This window comes from Microvirga sp. ACRRW (assembly GCF_022346925.1).
GTDB lineage: Bacteria > Pseudomonadota > Alphaproteobacteria > Rhizobiales > Beijerinckiaceae > Microvirga.
This window is the reverse complement of record NZ_JAKRNJ010000003.1, coordinates 138,065-157,291: the sequence shown is the minus strand read 5'-3', so window position 1 is coordinate 157,291 and position 19,227 is coordinate 138,065. Positions and strand designations below refer to the sequence as shown.

16 protein-coding genes are annotated in these 19,227 nt (G+C 61.4%); 6 read left to right on the top strand and 10 right to left on the bottom strand.

Features of this window, described 5'->3' with window-relative positions:
- Window positions 1-20 precede the first annotated feature (20 nt).
- Both MHY87_RS08045 and MHY87_RS08040 read right to left on the bottom strand, forming a co-directional pair.
- Complete coding sequence (locus MHY87_RS08045; RefSeq protein WP_239350906.1) at window positions 21-1,019, bottom strand: YihY/virulence factor BrkB family protein; 999 nt, start codon at window positions 1,017-1,019, stop codon at window positions 21-23.
- Between the two features lie 16 nt (window positions 1,020-1,035).
- Window positions 1,036-1,794 (bottom strand): HugZ family protein, encoded by a 759-nt coding sequence (locus tag MHY87_RS08040; protein ID WP_239350905.1) that lies wholly within the window; start codon window positions 1,792-1,794, stop codon window positions 1,036-1,038.
- Between the two features lie 211 nt (window positions 1,795-2,005).
- On the opposite strand from MHY87_RS08040, the gene MHY87_RS08035 reads away from it, so the two are divergent.
- Together MHY87_RS08035 and MHY87_RS08030 are read left to right on the top strand one after the other, a co-directional pair.
- Window positions 2,006-2,644: an AraC family transcriptional regulator gene (locus MHY87_RS08035; protein ID WP_239350904.1), complete on the top strand. Its 639-nt coding sequence runs from the start codon at window positions 2,006-2,008 to the stop codon at window positions 2,642-2,644.
- Window positions 2,641-3,399: an aldo/keto reductase gene (locus tag MHY87_RS08030; RefSeq protein ID WP_239350903.1), complete on the top strand. Its 759-nt coding sequence runs from the start codon at window positions 2,641-2,643 to the stop codon at window positions 3,397-3,399. Before MHY87_RS08035 ends, MHY87_RS08030 begins: the two co-directional genes overlap by 4 nt.
- Window positions 3,400-3,420: 21 nt before the next feature.
- On the opposite strand, the gene MHY87_RS08025 is transcribed toward MHY87_RS08030, so the two are convergent.
- Entirely contained in the window at window positions 3,421-4,425 is a 1,005-nt protein-coding gene (locus MHY87_RS08025; protein ID WP_239350902.1) for a helix-turn-helix transcriptional regulator, read from the bottom strand.
- Between the two features lie 314 nt (window positions 4,426-4,739).
- Between MHY87_RS08025 and MHY87_RS08020 the strand changes: the two genes are divergently transcribed.
- The 3 genes from MHY87_RS08020 to MHY87_RS08010 all read left to right on the top strand — a co-directional run bounded on the left by MHY87_RS08020 (window position 4,740) and on the right by MHY87_RS08010 (window position 8,056).
- On the top strand, window positions 4,740-6,707 hold the full coding sequence (locus tag MHY87_RS08020; RefSeq protein ID WP_239350901.1) for a TonB-dependent receptor domain-containing protein: 1,968 nt from the start codon (window positions 4,740-4,742) through the stop codon (window positions 6,705-6,707).
- A gap of 84 nt (window positions 6,708-6,791) precedes the next feature.
- Window positions 6,792-7,073, top strand: a complete 282-nt coding sequence (locus MHY87_RS08015; protein WP_239350900.1) for a DUF2218 domain-containing protein — start codon at window positions 6,792-6,794, stop codon at window positions 7,071-7,073.
- Between the two features lie 50 nt (window positions 7,074-7,123).
- Complete coding sequence (locus MHY87_RS08010; RefSeq protein ID WP_239350899.1) at window positions 7,124-8,056, top strand: siderophore ABC transporter substrate-binding protein; 933 nt, start codon at window positions 7,124-7,126, stop codon at window positions 8,054-8,056.
- Between the two features lie 28 nt (window positions 8,057-8,084).
- Here MHY87_RS08010 and MHY87_RS08005 read toward each other — a convergent pair whose 3' ends face one another.
- Together MHY87_RS08005 and MHY87_RS08000 are read right to left on the bottom strand one after the other, a co-directional pair.
- Window positions 8,085-9,308, bottom strand: a complete 1,224-nt coding sequence (locus MHY87_RS08005; protein ID WP_239350898.1) for a glycoside hydrolase — start codon at window positions 9,306-9,308, stop codon at window positions 8,085-8,087.
- Between the two features lie 15 nt (window positions 9,309-9,323).
- Entirely contained in the window at window positions 9,324-10,637 is a 1,314-nt protein-coding gene (locus tag MHY87_RS08000) for a family 1 glycosylhydrolase (RefSeq protein ID WP_239350897.1), read from the bottom strand.
- A gap of 415 nt (window positions 10,638-11,052) precedes the next feature.
- Between MHY87_RS08000 and MHY87_RS07995 the strand changes: the two genes are divergently transcribed.
- Window positions 11,053-12,927 (top strand): glycoside hydrolase family 2 protein, encoded by a 1,875-nt coding sequence (locus MHY87_RS07995; RefSeq protein ID WP_239350896.1) that lies wholly within the window; start codon window positions 11,053-11,055, stop codon window positions 12,925-12,927.
- A gap of 38 nt (window positions 12,928-12,965) precedes the next feature.
- Here the strand turns inward: MHY87_RS07995 and MHY87_RS07990 are convergent, their stop codons facing one another.
- From MHY87_RS07990 to MHY87_RS07970, 5 genes are all read right to left on the bottom strand, one after another.
- Entirely contained in the window at window positions 12,966-13,394 is a 429-nt protein-coding gene (locus MHY87_RS07990; RefSeq protein ID WP_239350895.1) for a VOC family protein, read from the bottom strand.
- A 121-nt stretch (window positions 13,395-13,515) separates the two neighbouring features.
- Window positions 13,516-15,171, bottom strand: coding sequence for an FG-GAP-like repeat-containing protein (locus tag MHY87_RS07985; protein WP_239350893.1), 1,656 nt, complete (start codon window positions 15,169-15,171; stop codon window positions 13,516-13,518).
- Window positions 15,172-15,306: 135 nt separating this feature from the next.
- Entirely contained in the window at window positions 15,307-17,511 is a 2,205-nt protein-coding gene (locus tag MHY87_RS07980; protein WP_239350891.1) for a mechanosensitive ion channel family protein, read from the bottom strand.
- 14 nt (window positions 17,512-17,525) lie between these two features.
- Window positions 17,526-18,761, bottom strand: coding sequence for an HlyD family secretion protein (locus tag MHY87_RS07975; protein ID WP_239350890.1), 1,236 nt, complete (start codon window positions 18,759-18,761; stop codon window positions 17,526-17,528).
- Window positions 18,754-19,218: a hypothetical protein gene (locus tag MHY87_RS07970; protein WP_239350889.1), complete on the bottom strand. Its 465-nt coding sequence runs from the start codon at window positions 19,216-19,218 to the stop codon at window positions 18,754-18,756. The genes MHY87_RS07975 and MHY87_RS07970 overlap by 8 nt, the downstream gene beginning before the upstream one ends.
- Between the last annotated feature and the right edge of the window lie 9 nt (window positions 19,219-19,227).

Genomic DNA, 19,227 nt, shown 5'->3' with positions numbered 1-19,227 from the left:
ATAAGGGGGCTGTCAGTCGGTCAGGGTTGCGGTGCCGGGACGATGCCTGCTTCGACTGAAGATCGAGCATTCTCGCTTGCTGCCGATCTGCGACGACGCAAAGCCGCATTCAGCTCCGCGCCGAAAATGAAGATGGCGGCGGAGATCTGCAGGAAGATCAGCGAGGTCAGAATTCCGGCCAGTCCCGCATAGGTCGACTTGATATGCGCGACATTGGCAAGGAACTCGCCGTAGAGCGTTGCGCCCGCAAGCCAGAGAACCAGCGTTGCCGCCACGCCGGGCGCCACGTCCTTCAGATTGGGGCGAATATCCGTCAGCCACAGATGCGTGGCCGTGAGCCCTACGACGAGCACGATAGTGGCGAGCGCATAGCGCACGAGATCGTAGGTGAGCCGCACGGATTTCAGATCCGTTATGGTCGACACCGTGGCGCGCCAGATGGACGGCCACAACACCACGAGAACGGACGCGGCGACGAGCGCGCCCGCGCCTACCAACACGAATCCGATGCCGATGAGCCGCGCCTGCCACCAGGGCCGGAAGCGCGCAACACCATAGGCCCGGCAGAGCGCCACGCGCAGGCTCTCGACGCCGTTCGTCGCCACCAACAGCGTGATGACAATGGAGATGGTCAGCACGTTGCGCTTGGGCACAAGCACCTTGTCCGCCTCGCTCGCGAGCGGCCCCGCAACACCCTCGGGCCAGAAATCGAAGAGCAGGTGAACGATATGCGTGGAGATGCGCCCTGCCCCGAGAAAAGCCGCCAGGGCCGCCACGCAGATGAGAAACGGAAACAGCGCAATGACGAGGGACAGCGCCACATGGCTTGCCATGGCCAAGCCGTCGTTGCGCGCAAAGCTCGTCCCCGCATCGGCAAGGGCCGCGAGGATGGAGCGAAGACGGGCAAGAAAGGCGGCAAAGGGCATGACGGCAATGGACTTCAGGAATCGGCAGATCGTGTCATTGTTGCGCGATCCTGCCCCTTGATGCAGTCCGGACCGGCCCGTGGCAAGCCCCAAGATGCCTCAGCCCTCGTCAGGCCTCCTTGGCGCGAGCTTCCTTGGCCAGTTCCACGAGCTTCATGCGCAGCTCGCCAGGGCCCGCGAGCGGCGTTGCAAAATCCAAGCGGATCAGCTCGTCGCCGAGCGCCATCTGCAGGCCTTCCGGGTCAATGCCGATGAGCCGCCACGGGCCTTCCTTGGCTCCGCAGAGCTTGGTCGCATAAAGCCCCACCGCCTCGGCGTGATCCTCATTCATGTGCTCCACCGCGCCTGCTTCGAGTTCCGCAAAATCGGGGAAGGCGGCGAGATCGGTGAGCAGATCCTCCCGCGCCATGCGATAGGCGCGGCCGAAGCCGCCATTGAGGCTGCCCCAGGAGAGGTTGAGCCTCCAGAAGGCAAAATCGGGAAAGTCCACGTAGAGAGCAGCTTTCGGACGCTGCAGCAGGTAGCGGCGGCGAATGGCTTGTGCCTTTTCGGAGCCAGGCTCCAGCCGCTCGGCCTGCGCCAGCAATGTGAGGCGCGGATGAGCGAGCGGGTCGCCCTTGCCGATGGTGGAGAGCAGCAGCGAGCAGCGCGGATCCGCTGCGAGCAGGCGCGTGTGAACCGAGAGCTGGGAGGTGAGGATCACAGGTGTGCCGTCGAGATCGGTGCCCACCGACACGAGGCTGGCGAAAGGCATGCCGTCGTCAGTGCCGTTGGTGGCGAGCGCGCCGGAGCGGGCCGTGCGCATGAGCCTCTTGGCGAGAAGCCGCGCCTCGTCATCCACCGGCAGGATCGGTTCTTTCTTCTCCATGGCCTTCATTTCTATGCCCTTCACGCCTGCACGGCAAATCGCGCCCGTAAGCCCTTGAACCGGGCGAGATGGTCCTCGTTGCGGCTCACACCGGATGCCGACACTTCAGAGCGATTGGCTGAGACCCAATCAAAATTGAAGGGGTGAAAGATCTTGCAGCCTTAAGCCTCTGCGACTTAAGCATTGTGACAGTCAGTTGCATGAGGAAGACATGGCTCTTGAATCCACCCTGATCGCGAAGATCGATGAAACGCGCCGGGCACAGGGCTTCCTCGAAATCGAGGCGGTGCTGGCCTTGGGCGAGCGGGGCAACACGATCCTCGATCCCTTCTCCACACTGATCGCAAAACATGCGCGCATCGGCGCGAACAACATCTTCTACCCCGGCGTGACCATCCATTGCTCCTCGGCCAGTGAACTCACCATCGGAGACGGCAACACGTTCTATGCAGGCACGTGGCTCGCCGCAGATGCGGGAACGCTGACCATCGGCAACGGCAACCTGTTCGGGGAAGGCGGCGGCTTCACCGCGAAGGCCGACCGCGCGGGCGTGCGCATCACCATCGGGGATCAAGGCCGCTATCAGGGGGGCGCATCGGTTTTCGGCGAGACGTTTCTCGGATCGGGCAGCCAGCTCCTCGGCATGATCACGGTCGACAGCTGCTATCTTGCCGCCGGAGGGTCGTTCCGCGATCCCGACCCGGATGCCCGCGCCGCTCTCCTGAAAGGCCAGGGCGTCGCCCGGAAGCTTCGGCTTGATGTCGGACAGGTCATCTCCACCAGGGATGACTTCACGATGGGCGATGTGAAGCCGCAATCGTTCTTCCATCCCAAAGTCCCGCGCTCATGAGCACAGACATCAGCCTAGGCTTGGGATTGCTCTCGATTGGCCGCGCATGGGGCCATCGCCAGGGCCTGCCTCCCACGGAAGACGATGCGCTGACGCTGCTCGATCATGCGGTCGCGCAAGGGGTCACGTTCTTCGACACGGCTCCCGCCTATGGCACGAGCGAGACGACCTTCGGGCGCTTTCTCGAAAGTCAGGGCGCCAAGAATTCGCACCTCACTATCGCGACGAAGATGGGCGAGCATTGGAATGCGGAAGAACAAGCCGCCTTCACCGATCATTCCTACGATGCCCTGTGCCGGAGCCTGGACAAAAGCTTTGAGCGGCTTGGCCGCATCGACCTGCTTCAGATCCACAAGGCAACCGCCACCGCGCTCGCCTCAAAAGACGTCGAGCGCGCCATCGCCTATGCGCGTTCCAACGGAATCGACGCCCTCGGCGCCAGCATCAGCGATCTCGAAGCCGCCCGCATTGCCTGCAGCTCCGGTGCGTTCGCCACGATCCAGTTTCCCTACAACCAGCTGTTCACCGCTCTCGAACCGGCCTTCGCAATGGCGCGGGATGCGGGCATGAGCGTCCTCGTCAACCGCCCCTTCGGCATGGGCCAGATCGTTCCGGATAACGGCGACAGGCTCCACGCGTTGCAGAGCGCCTTGAGCTTCATCCAGAAGCAATCCTTCAACGGCGTGATTTTGACCGGAACACGGTCGCCACACCATCTTGATGAATCCATCGCCGCATTTCAGGGAAAGCTCTGACATCCGCGAGGGCTGCCGGCGCTATCCTCGAACGTGCTTGGGCGAGAGGCCGAAGCGGCGCTTGAAGGCGGTCGCGAAATTGGCGGCGCTCGAATATCCCGCGCGATAGGCGGCCTCGCTCACGCTGACGCCGTCCCGCATCAGAAGGCGCCTCGCCTCGTCGAGCTTCGCGTTGCGGATGAATTCGAAGACGCTCACGCCGTAAGCCGCCCGGAAATGCCGCTGCAAGGAGGAGCTGCTCATGCCGGCATCGCGCGCGATCTCTTCGATGGAACCCGGCAATGATCCGCCCGTGCTCAATTGCTCGGCAATGGCGCGGATGCGCTCGTATTCCCGCGTGCGAAGCGCCTGCTGCTGCAAACCCGCCTCCGCCGCGAGCGAGGCGAAGGCCTCGCCGGCAATCTCCAGCGAGCGGCTTTCGATCATCAGACGCTGGAGAATGTCGTTGTAGTTGGAAGACCGCAGAATCTGCTCGGCAAGCGACACGGCTCTCGGTGACGGTTTCCACGATGCAGACGCCAGATGCGTGCCGCAGAAACGCCGAAGGGCTTGGTCATCGACGGATCGCGAGGGGCTCTCCGTCTCGCACCAATCGGCCGGCACGGTGATGACGAGCTTGCGGATATGCCGTCCCTTTTCGGAGATGCGCGTCAGAAGATCCGGCTTCGCGCAATTGACGATGATCCCATTGGGCGAAGGCGCGCCGTGAGCATCGTTGAAAGCGCCGAGCCTGAAAGATCGTGCGCCCAAACGCATCTCGACATCGCCTTGGAGGAAGAGGAAGCACGACAATCCGGCCTCCTGGACGACCTGCGTCGTCAGGTTGCGAACCTCAAGGGTGTTGGAGCAGTGCATCGTCAACCCCGAGCGGAAGCGCAAGTAATGCACATCGCCCGTCACCGCCACCTCGTGGTCGCGCAGTTCCACCGGCTCGACGAGCCTGAACCCGGAATTCTCCCCTTCCGTCAGAGCAGTCAGCTCTGAACGGCTGATCTGTCGATCAATGGGCCGTTGATGCAAATTCATGTCCTGCTGTTACAACCTTCAAAGTCTTTACTCAACTAGAATCAAGAAAAACGTCTTCTTTAGAAGCAATCGAAACAACAAATACTCTATAATGGAACCGTTCTAAACAAACCGCGCCGCCGAATGCACGAGCGATGCGCCTTTTGACGCTTGATGAAACGAATTTTGCTTCCTAGCAAAAGCAATGATTCTGGAACGGCACTTTGAAAGACGGTAATTCACCCCCACCGTAATGGCATGATGCTCAAGGCGTTCTCGGACGATGCCGCCTCAGGAAGCGTTGCTGCCACAACAAGAAGGCCTGGGGGCTCCTCATGACTCACTTCAAGTTCAATCTTCTCTGCTCGGCGGTCAGCCTGCCTCTCCTGCTGCTCTGCCAGATTCAGCCTGGTGCGGCGCAGGAGGCTGCGGTCAATCTCGATCCGATCACGGTCGAGGAGACCAAGACGGACCCCAATTCCGAAGTCGCCGTGTCATCGGAGGACATCGAGCGCGAGAACCCGAAGGATTTGAAGCAGCTCTTCCAGGACGATCCGGCCTTCGCCGTTGCGGGCGGCAGCGTCGCGTCCCAAAAGTTCTATCTGCACGGTATCGACCAGAGCAAATTGAACGTCCAGATCGACGGCGCTCAGCAGAAGAGCAATGTCTGGCACCACAACGGCAACATCATCATCAATCCGCAGCTCCTGAAGGCCGTGAAAGTGGAATCCGCCGTGTCGCCGGCCGATGCAGGCCCCGGGGCGCTCGGCGGCACGGTTAAGTTCGAGACCAAGGACGTGGTGGACCTGATTCTTCCCGGAAAAACCTATGGCGGCTTCCTATCCTCGAGCTTCGACACCAACTCCGAGACCTACAACGTCACGGGTGCGGGCTACGGCATGCATAACGGCTTCGAGGCCCTCGGCATCCTGACGCGTGAAGAGGGGCAGGATTACACGAACGGCGGCGGGCTGGAGGAGCCTGGAACGGCAACGGATCTCGTCAGCGGCCTTGCGAAGCTCGCCTACGAGTCGCCTGATGGCCACCGCCTCCAGCTCTCGCAGGAATATGTCCAGGATAAGGGGTTCCGCCGCCTTCGTCCCAATCTCGGCTTCATCAATCCCTTCTTCAACTACAACGAAGCGCGCCGCTACACGACGACCTTCCGTTACCTGACGACGAAGCCGACGGATTATTACAACCCGGAACTGCTGTTCTACTACAACCGGAACGAACTGGATCGTCCGGGCGGCTTCTATCCGCGCCCATCCGGCGACTTCAACTCGCGCACGGCGAGCGTCGGCGGCAAGGTTCAGAACACTTTCGGCTTCGGCATGGGCAGCCTCACGGCAGGCCTCGATTTTGACACCACCAGCGTCGATGTGGAGCGCTTCTACTTCCCCAATGATGTCAGCGAAGAAGCCACGAATGTGGGCGCCTATCTGCAGGCCCGCCTGCGTCCCATCGAGCCTCTGTTCATCTCGACCGGCATCCGCCTGGACCACCAGTCCTATGACGCCGTCGACGGTCAGAACCTCGACAACAGCGGGTTGAGCCCCAACATCTCGGCGGAATACTTCCTCACGAAGAACGTCAGTATCTTCGGTGGCTACAGCTACAATTTCGGCGGCATCGAGCTTGCGGAAACAGGCTTCTTCCACGCCCGCAACTACACCTATGCGGCCGATCTGGAGCCGACGACGGCACACAACTTCCGCGCCGGCGTCAGGCTTGCCGCCTATAACGGCTTCTCGGCGGAGGCGGCCTATTTCCATACCCTCATGGAAAACCCCGTCGCCTATGACTTCGACAACGCGATCCGCATCAACGGCGACGATCTGCGCAGCCAGGGCGTCGACCTCGCCCTGCGCTACGATTGGGAGAACGCCTATTTCAGCGCCAAGTACAGCCATGCCGACGTTCGCTACGGAGACCGCATCGCGCTTCCCAGCGACTACAACAACGGCATTGCCATGGGCGATCTCTTCACGTTCAGCGCCGCCTATACCTTCCAGCAATATGGCCTGACGGTCGGCGCCTCCGCTGAGCTTGCTCTGGAAGTGGACGACGAGGCCCTTCGCGCCGAAGGTTTCTACCCGATCAACGGCTACAATCTCTTCAACGCTTTCGTCGAATGGAAGCCGACCCAGTTCGGGCTCGAGAACGTGACCTTGCGGGCCGACGCGCGCAACATCTTCGATGAGGAATATTACAGCCGTGGCAGCTACGGGAAGACGGACATGATCAACCCCGTCTACTCGCCGGGCCGGAGCTTCTATCTATCGGCGAACGTCAAGTTCTGATCGAAGCCGACAGATATGTTGTCGAAGAGAGGGGCGTCTGCGGATGCTCCTCTCTTCTGCGTTCTCGCTAAAGGACTTTCAGGAATGCCTCACTCCCAAGCCCATGTGCAGACCACGAAGGCAAGCCGCTACCTCGTGCAGCTCTGCAAGCACTTCGCGCACAAGATCGAGGTCGAGTACGACACGCAGAAGGGCCATGCCACCTTTCCGTGGGGGACCTGCACGATGCAGGCCGAAGAAAACCAGCTCATCCTGCAATGCATGGGCGCGGACGAGGCCGGCCTTGAGCGGGTGCAGGACGTGGTGAAGACCCATCTCGAAGGTTTCGCCTTCCGCGAAAAGCCCAGCATCGTCTGGGAGAGATAGCGGAAGCCGTCCGCACTCAATCATCGTCATTGCTTGGAAGGAAGAACATCATGCCGGTCTCAAGCATCTTTCGACCGAAGCGTCTTGCCAGCCTGTACATCGCGGCGATTCTCTCTCTCGGCTTTGGAGCCGCTTCCGCCCAAACGCTCGGCGTGCCTCACGCGCAAGGCATCATTCAGCTCCCGTCGAAGCCGGAGAAGGTTCTGACTTTCGACTTGGGCACGCTCGACATTCTCGATGCCTTGGGCGTTCCCGTCGCGGGCGTGCCGAAGTTTTCTCTGCCGTCTTACCTCTCGAAATACGAGCAGGGCTCGGTCGAGAAAATCGGCACTCTGTTCGAGCCGGATTATGAGGCCGTCAACGCCGCCAGGCCGGATCTGATCGTCGTCGGCGACCGCTCGCGGACGAAGTATCAGGAGCTGTCGAAGATCGCCCCGACCATCGACCTCTCCGTCGATCAGAAGGATTATCTGGGCAGCGTCATCAAGAACACCCGTCTCCTCGCCGGCATCTTCGGCAAAGAAGCAGAGGCCGAGGCGCGGATCGCCAGGATCGAAGCAGCCCTGTCCAGTCTCAGGCCGCTGGGTGCTCGCGCGGGCAAGGGCCTGATCGTTCTCACCACGGGCGGCAAGATGAGCGTCTATGGACCGGGCTCCCGCTTTGGCCTGATCCACGATGTCGTCGGCATCAAGCCCGCGGCTGAGGGACTCGCCGTCGCCACGCATGGTCAGGCCATCAATGCGGAGTTCGTTCTGCGGAGCAATCCGGATTGGCTCTTCGTTCTCGACCGCGATGCCGCCGTCGGCCAGGGGGCGGGATCGGCGCAGCGGATTCTGGACAACGATCTCGTGGCCCAAACGACGGCGTGGAAGAAGGGCCAGGTGGTCTATCTCGATCCGGTCAACTGGTACCTCATGGGCGGCGGATTACAGGCTCTGCAGGCCAATATCGATCAGATCGCGCAGGCCATCGGCAAGCCGTAAGCAAAACTCTCGGCAACTGTGACAACGCCTATTCGGCTGCGACCTGATTGGCCGCGCGGCGTATCCGTCTGACCGGCATTCCGGCATTGACCGAAGCGGTGATGATGGCCTGGTGAAGCTCATCTACGTGCCGCACGGATTGCAGCGCCTCCAGCATGGGTGCGCAGATCAGCCGCTCACCGGACGGATCGCGATGGCAGACCGGGTCCCACAGGCCCATGGGGGTCCAGATGTCGGGATCGTGCCATTCCGGCATGCCGAGGATTGGATAGAGGCACACGCCGCGGATTGGAACGCCGTCGCGCAGCAGAGCCTCCGATTCCTGCGCCACCTCGCTCAGCCAGCGTCCGCGATGCTCACCGATATGACTTGTTTCCGTGAGCATGACTTCGCCGCCATAGCGCTCCCACACGGCGCGCACGAGATCGCTGAGAGGCAAACGACGCGGATCGTCGTCGGCGAGCGGCGGCACGACGCCGTCCTCGCGTGGCTTTGCGCCCCACTCCCACTGGTTTGTCCAGTAATAGTTGATACCGACCACATCGAGATGTTCTCGGCTGCCGCCGAGTTCGGGCAGAAGACGGCCGCACAGCATGTCCCAGCTTTGAAAGACGAGACGCTCGTTGAAGTCGCGTACCTCCTCCGCAAGCTCAGGGCGGTCAAAAGGAACAGCCACGCGGCACAGGGGATCGACATTGATCATGCGCGCGCCGGGACAAGCCTCCCACAGGGCATTGATGCCTTCGATGGCAGCCCGCGTGAGCGCCACTTTCAGATCCCAGCCGCGTCCTGTGACATGGGGCGCGAACACGCCTTTCTCGCCTCCCGCATAAGCCATGAAGGACGGTTCGTTGACGGGCGTGAAGGTGCAGGTGCCTTCGGTGCGCGCAGCGATGTAGCGGCCAACCGCGTAGCAGTAATCGGCAAAGCGCTTCGGAAACTCCGTGCTCCATAGATCCAAGTCTTGCGGATAGCCGTAATGGAACAGATCCCAAATCACCTCCACGCCATGGCGGCGTGCCGCCTCGACGAAAGGCTCGACCGTGGAGAAATCGTAGCGCCCGCGTCCCAGATCCACGAGCGGCCAGCGGATGGTCTCCCGCGCGCCATGAATGTCGAGTTCGGCCAGTTGCCGGTAATCCTCGTCCAAGGTTTTGTCGTGTCCTGTCGCAACAACCTGATCGAACCAATGGCCATGCCGGTTGAAGCCCGTGGAGCCTTCGAATCCGGCCAGAAAATAGCTCCGAAACATTCCGCCTTCCCCTTCTTATTGCGATGCGGCTATGGGAGACGAAACCGCCGATAGCGCGCCGACGGATTCGATTTTCCCCCGCACGAATCGTTGGTAGGCGTCCACCGCAGGTGTTCGCACGCGGCGGAGCGTATCTTCCTCATCCGGAACGATGTCCCACAATCCCATCTGAGCCAGATGCTCCTTCACCGGTCGGCGGCCTTGGCGGTATGCCCAGGTGACGAGAGAGAACATCGGCCACCAGGTGTAACCGACGAGCGGGATGCCCTCGCTGCGCAATTGCCGCGTCGCCGCAACCGATTCATCCAGCCAGTCGAGACGCCGGCGCAGCGAGCCCATGGATGCGGTTTCGGAGATCATGAGCGGCGCGCGATAGCGCTCGTAATAAAGGCGACCGAGACGGGTGATGAGATCGCCCCCCGCATAAGGCATGCGAATGCGGAAGCGGCCTCCCGCGTCGCGCAGGAGCTTCTTCTGCGTGAACATCGGATAAAGATTCATGCCGATCACGGGAAGCGCGAGGGCATTATCGCGAAACCACGTGAGTTCGGTTTCCTGCGCTCCGTTCTTCAAGAGCCAGGCCCACAATGCGTGTCGTTCGTCGATCCGTCCCGAAACGAGATCGAGGGCGAGAAACACGATCTCTTGCCGCCTATACGCCTCGTCTTCAAAAGCAGGATCGTCCGTATCGAAGAGATCCGTCGCATCGACGAAGTAAGGAACGATCTCTGGATCGACGCTTTCCAGCGCCTTGACCGTTTCCACCATGCCCTTTGCGATGGCGAGCATCAGCGCGACGAAACCGGGCCAGCTGCGCCGGAATGGCGGCCACCAGCCGAGGCGTCCGCAATACCAGCCGGTGATGCGCGGTTCGTTGAGCGGCGTGTACCAGGTGATGCGCCCCCGGAAGCGCTCGGCAAGGCGAGCTGCATATTCGGCAACGAGCTTCGGATAATCGGGATTAAGGAAGGCATTCTCGATCCAGGACGGCAATCCGTAATGCACCAGATCGACCTGAGGCGCGACGCCGAGATCGAGCAGGCGTCCCAGGGTCTCATCGGGAAAGCTCCAGTCCCAGACATGCGGTGCTGGCTGGATGCGATGCCAAGGCACACCGTAGCGGGCACAGGGCACGCCAAGCTCGGCCACAAGCCCCAGATCGTCGTGCCAGCGCTCGTAATGACCCGTCAGCTCGTACTCATCGAGCGTCCGTCCCGTAAGCGGGTGCGGGGCCGTGATGAAGGTGTCCTCAATGCCGGTGGACCACCAGAATGCATCCGGCGCAGTCAAACGCCTGAGCTGAGATCGTGTCGGGAGGGCTTGGGTCATGCCGAGGCCGTTCCTTGAGCGTCAGTGCTTCCACTGCAGCACAGCGGTTGGGCCGCGGACGAACCTCGGCCGCATGTGATCCAAGTTAGGGAACGGTTCACATGCGAGAAAGTTTCACAAGCTTCAGCCGTATGAGAACGGCTTCGACCATCATGCGTTAATGGCTCGAGAGCGATCTGGCTTCCTTCAGAGGGGTGAGGCCATGACAAACCCGAAGACGGACCCGAAGAATCGTCATCGGTCTGCCGGTCCGACATTCAATCCGGCCGAAGGAAAGAACGGCAAGATCGCTCCTCCCGGCGAGCGGCGCAATGGATCTTTTTCCCAGGAGCAACCGCATGGGAAGCGCTTGGATCTTGTCACTCCGCCTGCCGATCATCGGCTCAAGAGCGGTCGCTACTGAGTGGATGACAGAATGACCGAAACGCTTTCTCCCGCCGCCCTCCACCCGCGCCCTCAGCTTCGGCGTACCCGTTGGATCGATCTGTGCGGAACCTGGGCCTTCGCCTTCGATGATGACGAGTGCGGATTGGTGGAGCGCTGGTTCGATCAAGCGGAGCCTTTCGACCGGAATATCCTCGTGCCCTTTCCGCCCGAGAGCGAAAAGTCGGGCGTGCACGAAACCGGTTTTCATCGGGTGGTCTGGTATCGCCGCGAGATCCGCATCGATGAAGCCGACCGGAAAGACCGACTGCTCCTTCATTTCGGCGCCGTCGACTACAAGGCGAGCGTCTGGGTCAACGGCCGCATGGCCATGGAGCATGAGGGCGGACAGACGCCGTTCTTCGCCGATATCGGGCCGCTTCTCATTCCCGGCGAAGCCCAAGTGATCGTGGTTCGCGCCGAGGATGAGCCGCGCGACCTGCAGCAGCCGCGCGGCAAGCAATATTGGGAGGAGCAGCCCGGCTATATCTGGTATCACCGCACAACGGGAATCTGGCAGCCGGTTTGGCTCGAGCCGGTGCCCAAGGTCGCGATTGCCGAGCTGCGCTGGACGCCCGATGTGGACCGCTTCGGCGTCGGCATGGTGCTGAGGCTGGACCGCAGGCCTCCCGATGGCTGGCGCCTGCGCGTGCGACTCTCGGGCGACAGGCCGGAGCGCACGCTTCTCGACGATACGTACCTGCTCTCGGGTCGCGAGACCCGACGCGATCTTCTTCTCGACATCAACGATGCGGCCATCCGTAGGCGGCGAACGCTGCTCTGGGCTCCAGAGCACCCCAATCTCATCGAAGCGACCATCGAGCTGATCGATGACAAGGGCGCCGTCGTCGACCGGATCGAGAGCTATTTCGGCCTACGCCGGATCGAGGCGCGGGACGGGCGCTTCATCATCAACGGCATCCCGATCTTCCTGCGGCTCGTGCTGGCGCAGAATTACTGGCCGGATTCGCTGCTCGCCGCCCCCGATGCGGAGGCGCTCAAGCGCGAGGTGGAGCTGGCGCAGGCGCTCGGATTCAACGGCATCCGCATCCACCAGAAGATCGAGGATCCGCGTTTCCTGTATTGGTGCGACAGGCTCGGCATGCTGGTCTGGAGCGAGGCCGCGAACGCCTATGTGTATTCGGACCGCGCGGCGGACATGCTCGCCCGCGAATGGATGGAAGCGGTGCGGCGCGATTACAGCCATCCCTCGATCATCACCTGGGTTCCCTTGAACGAGAGCTGGGGCGTGCCCGATCTCGACCGTTCGGCCCAGCAGCGCGATTTCGTGCGCGCGCTCTATCATCTCACCAAGGCGCTGGATCCTACACGGCCAGTCATCGGCAATGACGGCTGGCAACATGCAGTCGGCGATGTCTTCGGCGTGCACGATTACGCACCCACCGGCGACATGCTGCGCGAACGCTATGCGGACCGGGAGACCATTGCCCGCACGTTCCGCGATGTGCGCCCGCATCATCATCCGCTCCTGGGCGAAGACATCGAGATCGAGGACGAGCCCATCGTGATCAGCGAATTCGGCGGGCTTGGATTCGTGCCGCAGGCCACCGAGGACTGGTTCGGCTACGGGCAATTCGCCAGCGCGGACGAGCTGCTCGCGCGCTATGAGGAACTGGTTGACGCGCTGCTCTCCTCCACCGCGCTAGCGGGCTTCTGCTACACCCAACTCACCGATACCGCGCAGGAGACCAACGGCCTTCTCACCGTGGACCGCGAGCCGAAGTTCGATATGGAACGGCTGCGCGCCATCACCAGCCGCCCCTCGAAGGCCGTACCGAGCGAAATTCTGGATGCCCTGATCAAGCAGGAGGTCGAACGCCGCCGGCGTGAGCGTGGGCAGGAATGAGGATTGCCTATTCGCACGGCAACGGCTGACGGCAGCCTTCAAAAGGTAACGCGAACCGAGGGCGCACTTCGCGCGCCTGGGCCGTGATAGACGGCTTCGATGTTGTTCCCGTCAGGATCGAGCACGAACGCGGCGTAATAGCCGGGATGGTACGGACGCTCGCCGGGCGGGCCATTATCCTTGCCGCCATTGGCGAGCGCCGCCCGATAGAACGCTTCGACCATTGCGGGATCACGCGCCTGAAAGGCCAGATGGTGTCGTCCCGTCAGCTTGCCTTGGGCGGCCGAGCTGTCGGCTGATGAGATGAAAAGCTCGTCGGCCCAGAAATAATCCTCGCCGCTTCCGGCCAGCGGAACACCGAGCACTTGGAAGACCGCCTCATAGAATCGGCGGCTGGCCGACAGATCCCTGACCACGAGCTGAATGTGATCGATCAGCCGGCCGTAGTGAACTTCCTTGGCTTCCATGTTTTTCCTCCAGAGCGATGATCGCTTCGGTTGAGCATCTCATCCGCAACAGGGAAGAACTAGGTGCCGTTCGGTGCCTGACAATCGGGACCGACCCGGTAAGGCGAGAATCGGCTTAAACTCAGATCACGAAGAAATCGGCCGCGGTGAGCTTCAGGTTTTTGGTGATTTGAGCGAACTTGATCATCCCGCCTGGGCCCGATCCGTCAGCATCGTAATAGAGGCCGCCACTAGCCTTGTTGTAGACGATCTTGGCGTCGCCCTCCTGGCCATAAAACTTGAACATATCGGCCGCCATCTTACGTGGCTTGGCGGGGGCGCCTGCGCCTATTCCCTGGAAGAACGCATTGTCGAGCCAGATCGAATCGTCCTTCACGCTGAAATCCGTGATCCGGTCCACATTGCGCCGTAGCGGAGCATCGAACAGGAACGCATCCTTCCCCTTGCCGCCCGTCAGGGTATCGTTGCCTGTACCTCCCGAGATCTTGTTTCCGCTGTTGTCACCCTTCAGGTTGTCCCTGTAATCGGTACCCCAGAGATAAGCCGCTTTCTTCGAGGTGTTGAGATGGGTGCTGAACGACCATGTGTCGGAGTGGCGTCCCTCCTGCCGCAGGGACAGAAAGTCCATGCGTCCGTCCTTGTTGAAGTCCACGGGGACGACTGTTCCTTTGAAGCCCTTAAGCATAGAAGCCGGCGCAGGCGTGAACTTGCCGCCGGAATTGATCCACACCACCGTCTGCTTCGATAGGGGGCCGCCGACATCGTCGCTCTGAGCGACAATGTCCTTATCGCCGTCATTATCGACATCGACGGCCTTGATCGACTGGTTCCAGTTGCCCTTGCCGTTCTGCTTGACCCGGGCCGAGGTTTCATCACGGAAATGCCCGGTTCCGTCGTTGATCAGAACCTGCAATTTCTGGCCGCGGTACCAGTTGCCTTTTTCACGATCCCCACCCGTCGTGGACAGGACGATATCGTTATAGCCGTCACGGTTCACATCGACGCCGACGATATCGGTCACGATGGTGTTCTTGGCTCCGAACACGCCCGTCGGAAGGTAGGATGCGCTCTCAGGCATGAAATGGCCGGTGCCATCGTTGAGATAGGCGACGCCTGCTTTCTCGCTCGCCTCCGAGAAACCCGCCACCAGATCGAGAAAGCCATCTGCGTTGATATCGACGAACTTGGCGACAGGAACGCTGTGGGTCGCGTCGAAATTGAATCCCTTGCCGATGGCATCTGGAATGAAGCTGTCGTTCTGTGTGAACCTGCCCTTGCCGTCATTGATCAGAAGGTAGGGCCCGAACTCGTTCCACCCCATCACTCCTACGAAGAGGTCGATATCGCCGTCATTGTCGATGTCGCCACCGGTCACGGAATGCGTGAACTCATTGCGGCTCGGCAAGGTGGACGAGGCGTTGACCAGCTTCTTGCCCGAGGACAGCATCAGTGTATTGCGCTCCCCCGGAAAGGGAGGCTTGTCATAGCCGCTGTTGCCGGAGAAGAAATCGTCCACGCCGTCGCCGTTCAGGTCGCCGACGAACATCTCGCCGCCATGAACCGCGCGGGGAGCGGATTTCATGATCTTGGTCGAATCGAGGATCGTACCTGAGGCCGTGATCGAGATGATGTCGAAGGGACGTGTCTGGTTTTTGAAGGGCGTCTCAGGGCCACCATAAGCAAAATCCAGACGGTCATCTCCATTGAAGTCGCCGATGCCGTTGGAGAGAAGGGTCCCCGTATAGGACCACTTATAAGTTTTGGTATTGTAAGCCACCGAATTGCCCCGCCATCCGCATTTTGAATTGTGCGAACCCGCCTTTGCTTTAGCGCTTTCGGGCTGCGGAAGGCTACTAGGCTTTTCGACGATCAGAAATTCGCTTCAATGTAACGAAGCTGCGCATCGCCGATGCTACTCGGCGGCCCCTGCCGGTTTGACGAGCTGGAGTCCCTCATGCGCGATAGCGGGCGCCGCATCTCCGCCGCCGGCCACCTGCACCGTTGGGACCGCGAACTTGATCCCGTTCTCCTCGAAAGCTTGCTTGATGCGGGCATAAGCTTTGCGGCGGATGACGAACTGCTCGCCCGGCCGCGTGGTCATCTTGCAGCGGAGCTTGATCGCGAAATCGCCGAACTGCTCGACTCCCTGCATCTTCATCGGCTCGAGAATGTTGCGCGCGAATTCCGGATCGGCGGCCATATCCTGGCCGATGCTCTTGATCAGCTTGCGCGCTTTTTCCAGATCGGTGTCGTAGGTAAGGTTGATCTCGAACTTGTCGATGACCCAGTCGCGGCTCATGTTCTGCACCGCTCCGAGCTGGCCGAACGGCACGGTATAGATCGGGCCGCGATGGTGGCGTAACTTCACCGAGCGAAGGCTGAAGGACTCGACCGTGCCCTTGTAGGAACCGCTCTGGATATACTCACCGACGCGGAAGGCATCATCGAGCAGATAGAAAACGCCGGAAATCACGTCCTTCACGAGCGTCTGAGCGCCGAATCCCACCGCCACGCCGAGCACGCCGGCACCGGCGATCAGCGGGCCGATCTCGACGCCCAGCGCCGACAAGGCCGTCAATCCCGCGATCACCAGGATGACGACAAAGAGAATGTTGCGGAAAATCGGCAGCAGCGTGCGCAATCGGGCCTGACGCACGGCGGCCTCGGTTTGCGGCTCCGCTGTGACCGCTGCATCCGCGAGCCTGGCATCCACCGCCACCTTGACCACCTGCCAGACGAAATCGGCCAGCAGGAGGACGACGACACTCGTCAAAGCGCCGCGAACCAGCCTGGTCGCCAGTGTGTCGCGGCTGGTGAACTCGACAAGATCGATGCCCCAGACATCCGCCAGGAACAATGCTGCGGCGATGATGAGAACGGTGCGAAGCCCGCGTTCCACGACCACCTCCCACACGCCGCGCCGGGGAGCCTCCTCGGTGTCGAACGGACGCAGCAAATGGGAGATTGCCGACTGCCCCAGCGCCATGGCCTTCGGCAGGGCCATTGCGACGACGGCAAGCCAGAACAGACGCGTGAGCCCCGCTACCCACAAAAGCCACAGCGCGATGCCATAGGCGGACAGAAGGATGCTGAACCCTCTTCGCCCGAGACCGTGATGGGTTTGTGCATGCGAGGGCGCAGGTCTGCGCCAGATTGCCTCCAAGGCGATGATAAGTAGGCCAAGCCCCAAGGCATAGGCTGCAGCGGCGCGCAGATTGGGCGGGAAGCCGAACACCCGCAGCAGATCCACCGTGGCCCATCCGAAAGTGAAGTAACCGACAAACAGCGTCAAACGTCTGTGCCAGTACCGCGCCTGCTGCATTCCTGCGGGAACGATGCGATAGCGCTCGGGCTGGTCGAGCTGCTGCCGGTCGGGCACGAGGATCACGCGACTGAGAACGATCGCGAGACGGACGATCACGATGGCGAGGAGATAGACCACCACGACCTGCCGCAGCAGAGGCGGCCATTCGAAGATGAGGAAAGCACCGACGCTCCCGAGCGCGAAGATCATCACGAGCGCCAGTCCATAGACCAAGCGCATGCCGATCATCCGCGCACGGTCGAGCGATGTCTGCATCGAATGGTGCCTGATCCAGGCGCGAGTCCCCGCCGTGTAATGCCAGAACACCCACTCGGACCCGAAGCCAAGCGCTACGAAGCCCGCGATCAGGATCACGACCGAGAAGAGACCCCGCTCGTTCAGTTCCTGGAGCAGGAGGCCCGAGGCTCTTTGGAGTTCCTGCGGCAGGAAGGGCAGCGCCGCAGCCACGGCGCGCAGGTGTTGTCTCACTCCCTCTAACCGGGATGCCATCGCTGTCGCGTTCATGACTTCGGGCTCGGGAGCGGGGGCCGCCTGTGTGTTCTTTGCCTGATCCAGCCAGGACCGAACGGCGGGATCCTCCAACAGCTTGATGAACTCCTGCACCTGCGGCGGTGGCGCGGGTTCCCCAGCCGCCCTGACTGGAGCAGAAAACCCTGCCGCCGCCAGCAGGTTGATGAAACAGGCAAGGGCGATCAGCACCGCCCCGCGACGGCCTGATGAAAGGTGTTTCGCCCGTACGATCCTGTCGTCCATGGCCGTGATCTTTCCCTGCCCAACTAGAGCTGTTTTCACTTTCGCGTCATCCGTCAGTGCCCGGTGAACACGAGCGTCTGGATCGGCAGCAGCAGCGCCTGGATCCGCAGAATGGCGGCGTGCACCAGCCCAACGGCATCAACCCCGTGAAGAATCATGCTCTTGGTAGTGCCAATCTCGCCCGAGGCGATCAGATCGTGGTTGCTCGTATAGGCGTTGGCGATGCAGCTGCTGCCGGGTGTCACGCCTTCCAGCCCGCCTTCGTAGAGAGGCTCAAGATGGACAAGGATGGTTCCCGGCCGCACCACCTGCTGCGCATCGAGCAGTTGCTCGCTACTGCGGAACTGACCGGCGGCGATGTAATCCTGTACTTCCGTCACCACCATGGGGATCACGGTCCAGGGCTTCGACACGCAAGTGGCCTCGGCCACCATGCCGACTTTCATCACCTGAGCCTCGATCTGTCCAAACCCAGCCTGCAGAGCCTGTCGGCCCGCCCCCTCCGGGATCAGGACACCGGCAGGTCTCATCAGCGGATTGACGATGTCACCCGTGCGGAGCGTGAACTGTTCCACCCGTCCGTTCACACCGGCCCTAACGACGGTTTTCGCTAGATTCACCTCGGCCTGGGCGAGTGCTGCTTCGGCGCTGGCTCTTTCGGCCGGCAACAGAGTGGAGATTCGTATTTCGGCTTGGTCTTTGGCAGCAACTGCGGCATCGATGGTGCCTTGGCGCCCCTCCACAGTAACCTGGAGCCGCTCGATGTCGCGCGTGGCGACGGCGCCCGGATTGCGCCGGTAGATCTCCTGCTTCGTCCGAAGCTCATCCAGCGCCTGCTGGTAAGCGCTTTTTGCCTCCTGGATTCTGCCTTCCGCCACCGCGACATCGGTTCGCGCCGCCACTAGGGCCGCGTCGATCTCGGCGATCTTGCGACGGTCGGCTTCGACCGCCGCCTCTTGCGCCGAACTGTCCAGCCTGAAGATGGCTTCGCCTCGCTTTACCTCGCCGCTCACGCCTGTCACATAGATTTCCGCGACGCGTCCGTTGGTTTCGGGAACGATCGGCACGGTGCGGTAGAACAGGGTGGCACTGCTTGTGGAGGGATGATTGTAGAAGATCACGGTGATCAGCCCCACCGTGAGCATCACGCAGGTGATGATCCCCCACCGCAGCTCGAACCACATCGAGAAGAGCGTGATCTCCTTTCCGATCCGCTTGCCCTGGGCATAGCGGCGGTAGAGATAGTCGGGAAGGATCGTCAGCATCGAGCAGAGAATCAGCTCAAGCATGGATCTTCTCCTTCGTGATCGGAGTGGGGACGCTCCTCGGCATTTCCTCGGCATCCTGTGCCGGCTCGTCGGCTGGGCCTGCGTCCACGATTTCCTCCTCGTCCCTGCGCGGCGCGATACCGGCGATCCTCTCGAGCGCTCTCGCCATGCGGCCGAACGTTCCTCCGAAATCGGGAATGTCGATCAGCGCGAGCAACAGGCCTATGACCCAGAAGAGATGCACATGCGTGAACAGAGCCAGCAGGCCCAGCACTGCGACGATCTCGAACTGAAGCTTATGGCCCTTGTGAGCGATCCGCTCGGGCAAGGTATGCAAACGCAGAAACAAGAGGCCGACCGCGAGCACAGCGATGATGAGGAACACGGCCATAGCCACCATCAGAACATCGGTCTCGCCTGGCGCCGTGATGAAGGCCGGTAGATGATGTGGTGCGGCAGGATTGATTGACGCGGCCATAAGGCCCTC

What these genes read in the sequence shown, in the direction of transcription:
- MHY87_RS07990 (WP_239350895.1), bottom strand. Translation starts at nt 13,394, where the DNA reads ATGGAAGCCAAGGAAGTTCACTACGGCCGGCTGATCGATCACATTCAG.
- MHY87_RS07995 (WP_239350896.1), top strand. Translation starts at nt 11,053, where the DNA reads ATGACCGAAACGCTTTCTCCCGCCGCCCTCCACCCGCGCCCTCAGCTT.
- MHY87_RS08000 (WP_239350897.1), bottom strand. Translation starts at nt 10,637, where the DNA reads ATGACCCAAGCCCTCCCGACACGATCTCAGCTCAGGCGTTTGACTGCG.
- MHY87_RS08035 (WP_239350904.1), top strand. Translation starts at nt 2,006, where the DNA reads ATGGCTCTTGAATCCACCCTGATCGCGAAGATCGATGAAACGCGCCGG.
- MHY87_RS08025 (WP_239350902.1), bottom strand. Translation starts at nt 4,425, where the DNA reads ATGAATTTGCATCAACGGCCCATTGATCGACAGATCAGCCGTTCAGAG.
- MHY87_RS07970 (WP_239350889.1), bottom strand. Translation starts at nt 19,218, where the DNA reads ATGGCCGCGTCAATCAATCCTGCCGCACCACATCATCTACCGGCCTTC.
- MHY87_RS08040 (WP_239350905.1), bottom strand. Translation starts at nt 1,794, where the DNA reads ATGGAGAAGAAAGAACCGATCCTGCCGGTGGATGACGAGGCGCGGCTT.
- MHY87_RS08015 (WP_239350900.1), top strand. Translation starts at nt 6,792, where the DNA reads ATGCCTCACTCCCAAGCCCATGTGCAGACCACGAAGGCAAGCCGCTAC.
- MHY87_RS08010 (WP_239350899.1), top strand. Translation starts at nt 7,124, where the DNA reads ATGCCGGTCTCAAGCATCTTTCGACCGAAGCGTCTTGCCAGCCTGTAC.
- MHY87_RS07975 (WP_239350890.1), bottom strand. Translation starts at nt 18,761, where the DNA reads ATGCTTGAGCTGATTCTCTGCTCGATGCTGACGATCCTTCCCGACTAT.
- MHY87_RS08005 (WP_239350898.1), bottom strand. Translation starts at nt 9,308, where the DNA reads ATGTTTCGGAGCTATTTTCTGGCCGGATTCGAAGGCTCCACGGGCTTC.
- MHY87_RS08020 (WP_239350901.1), top strand. Translation starts at nt 4,740, where the DNA reads ATGACTCACTTCAAGTTCAATCTTCTCTGCTCGGCGGTCAGCCTGCCT.
- MHY87_RS08030 (WP_239350903.1), top strand. Translation starts at nt 2,641, where the DNA reads ATGAGCACAGACATCAGCCTAGGCTTGGGATTGCTCTCGATTGGCCGC.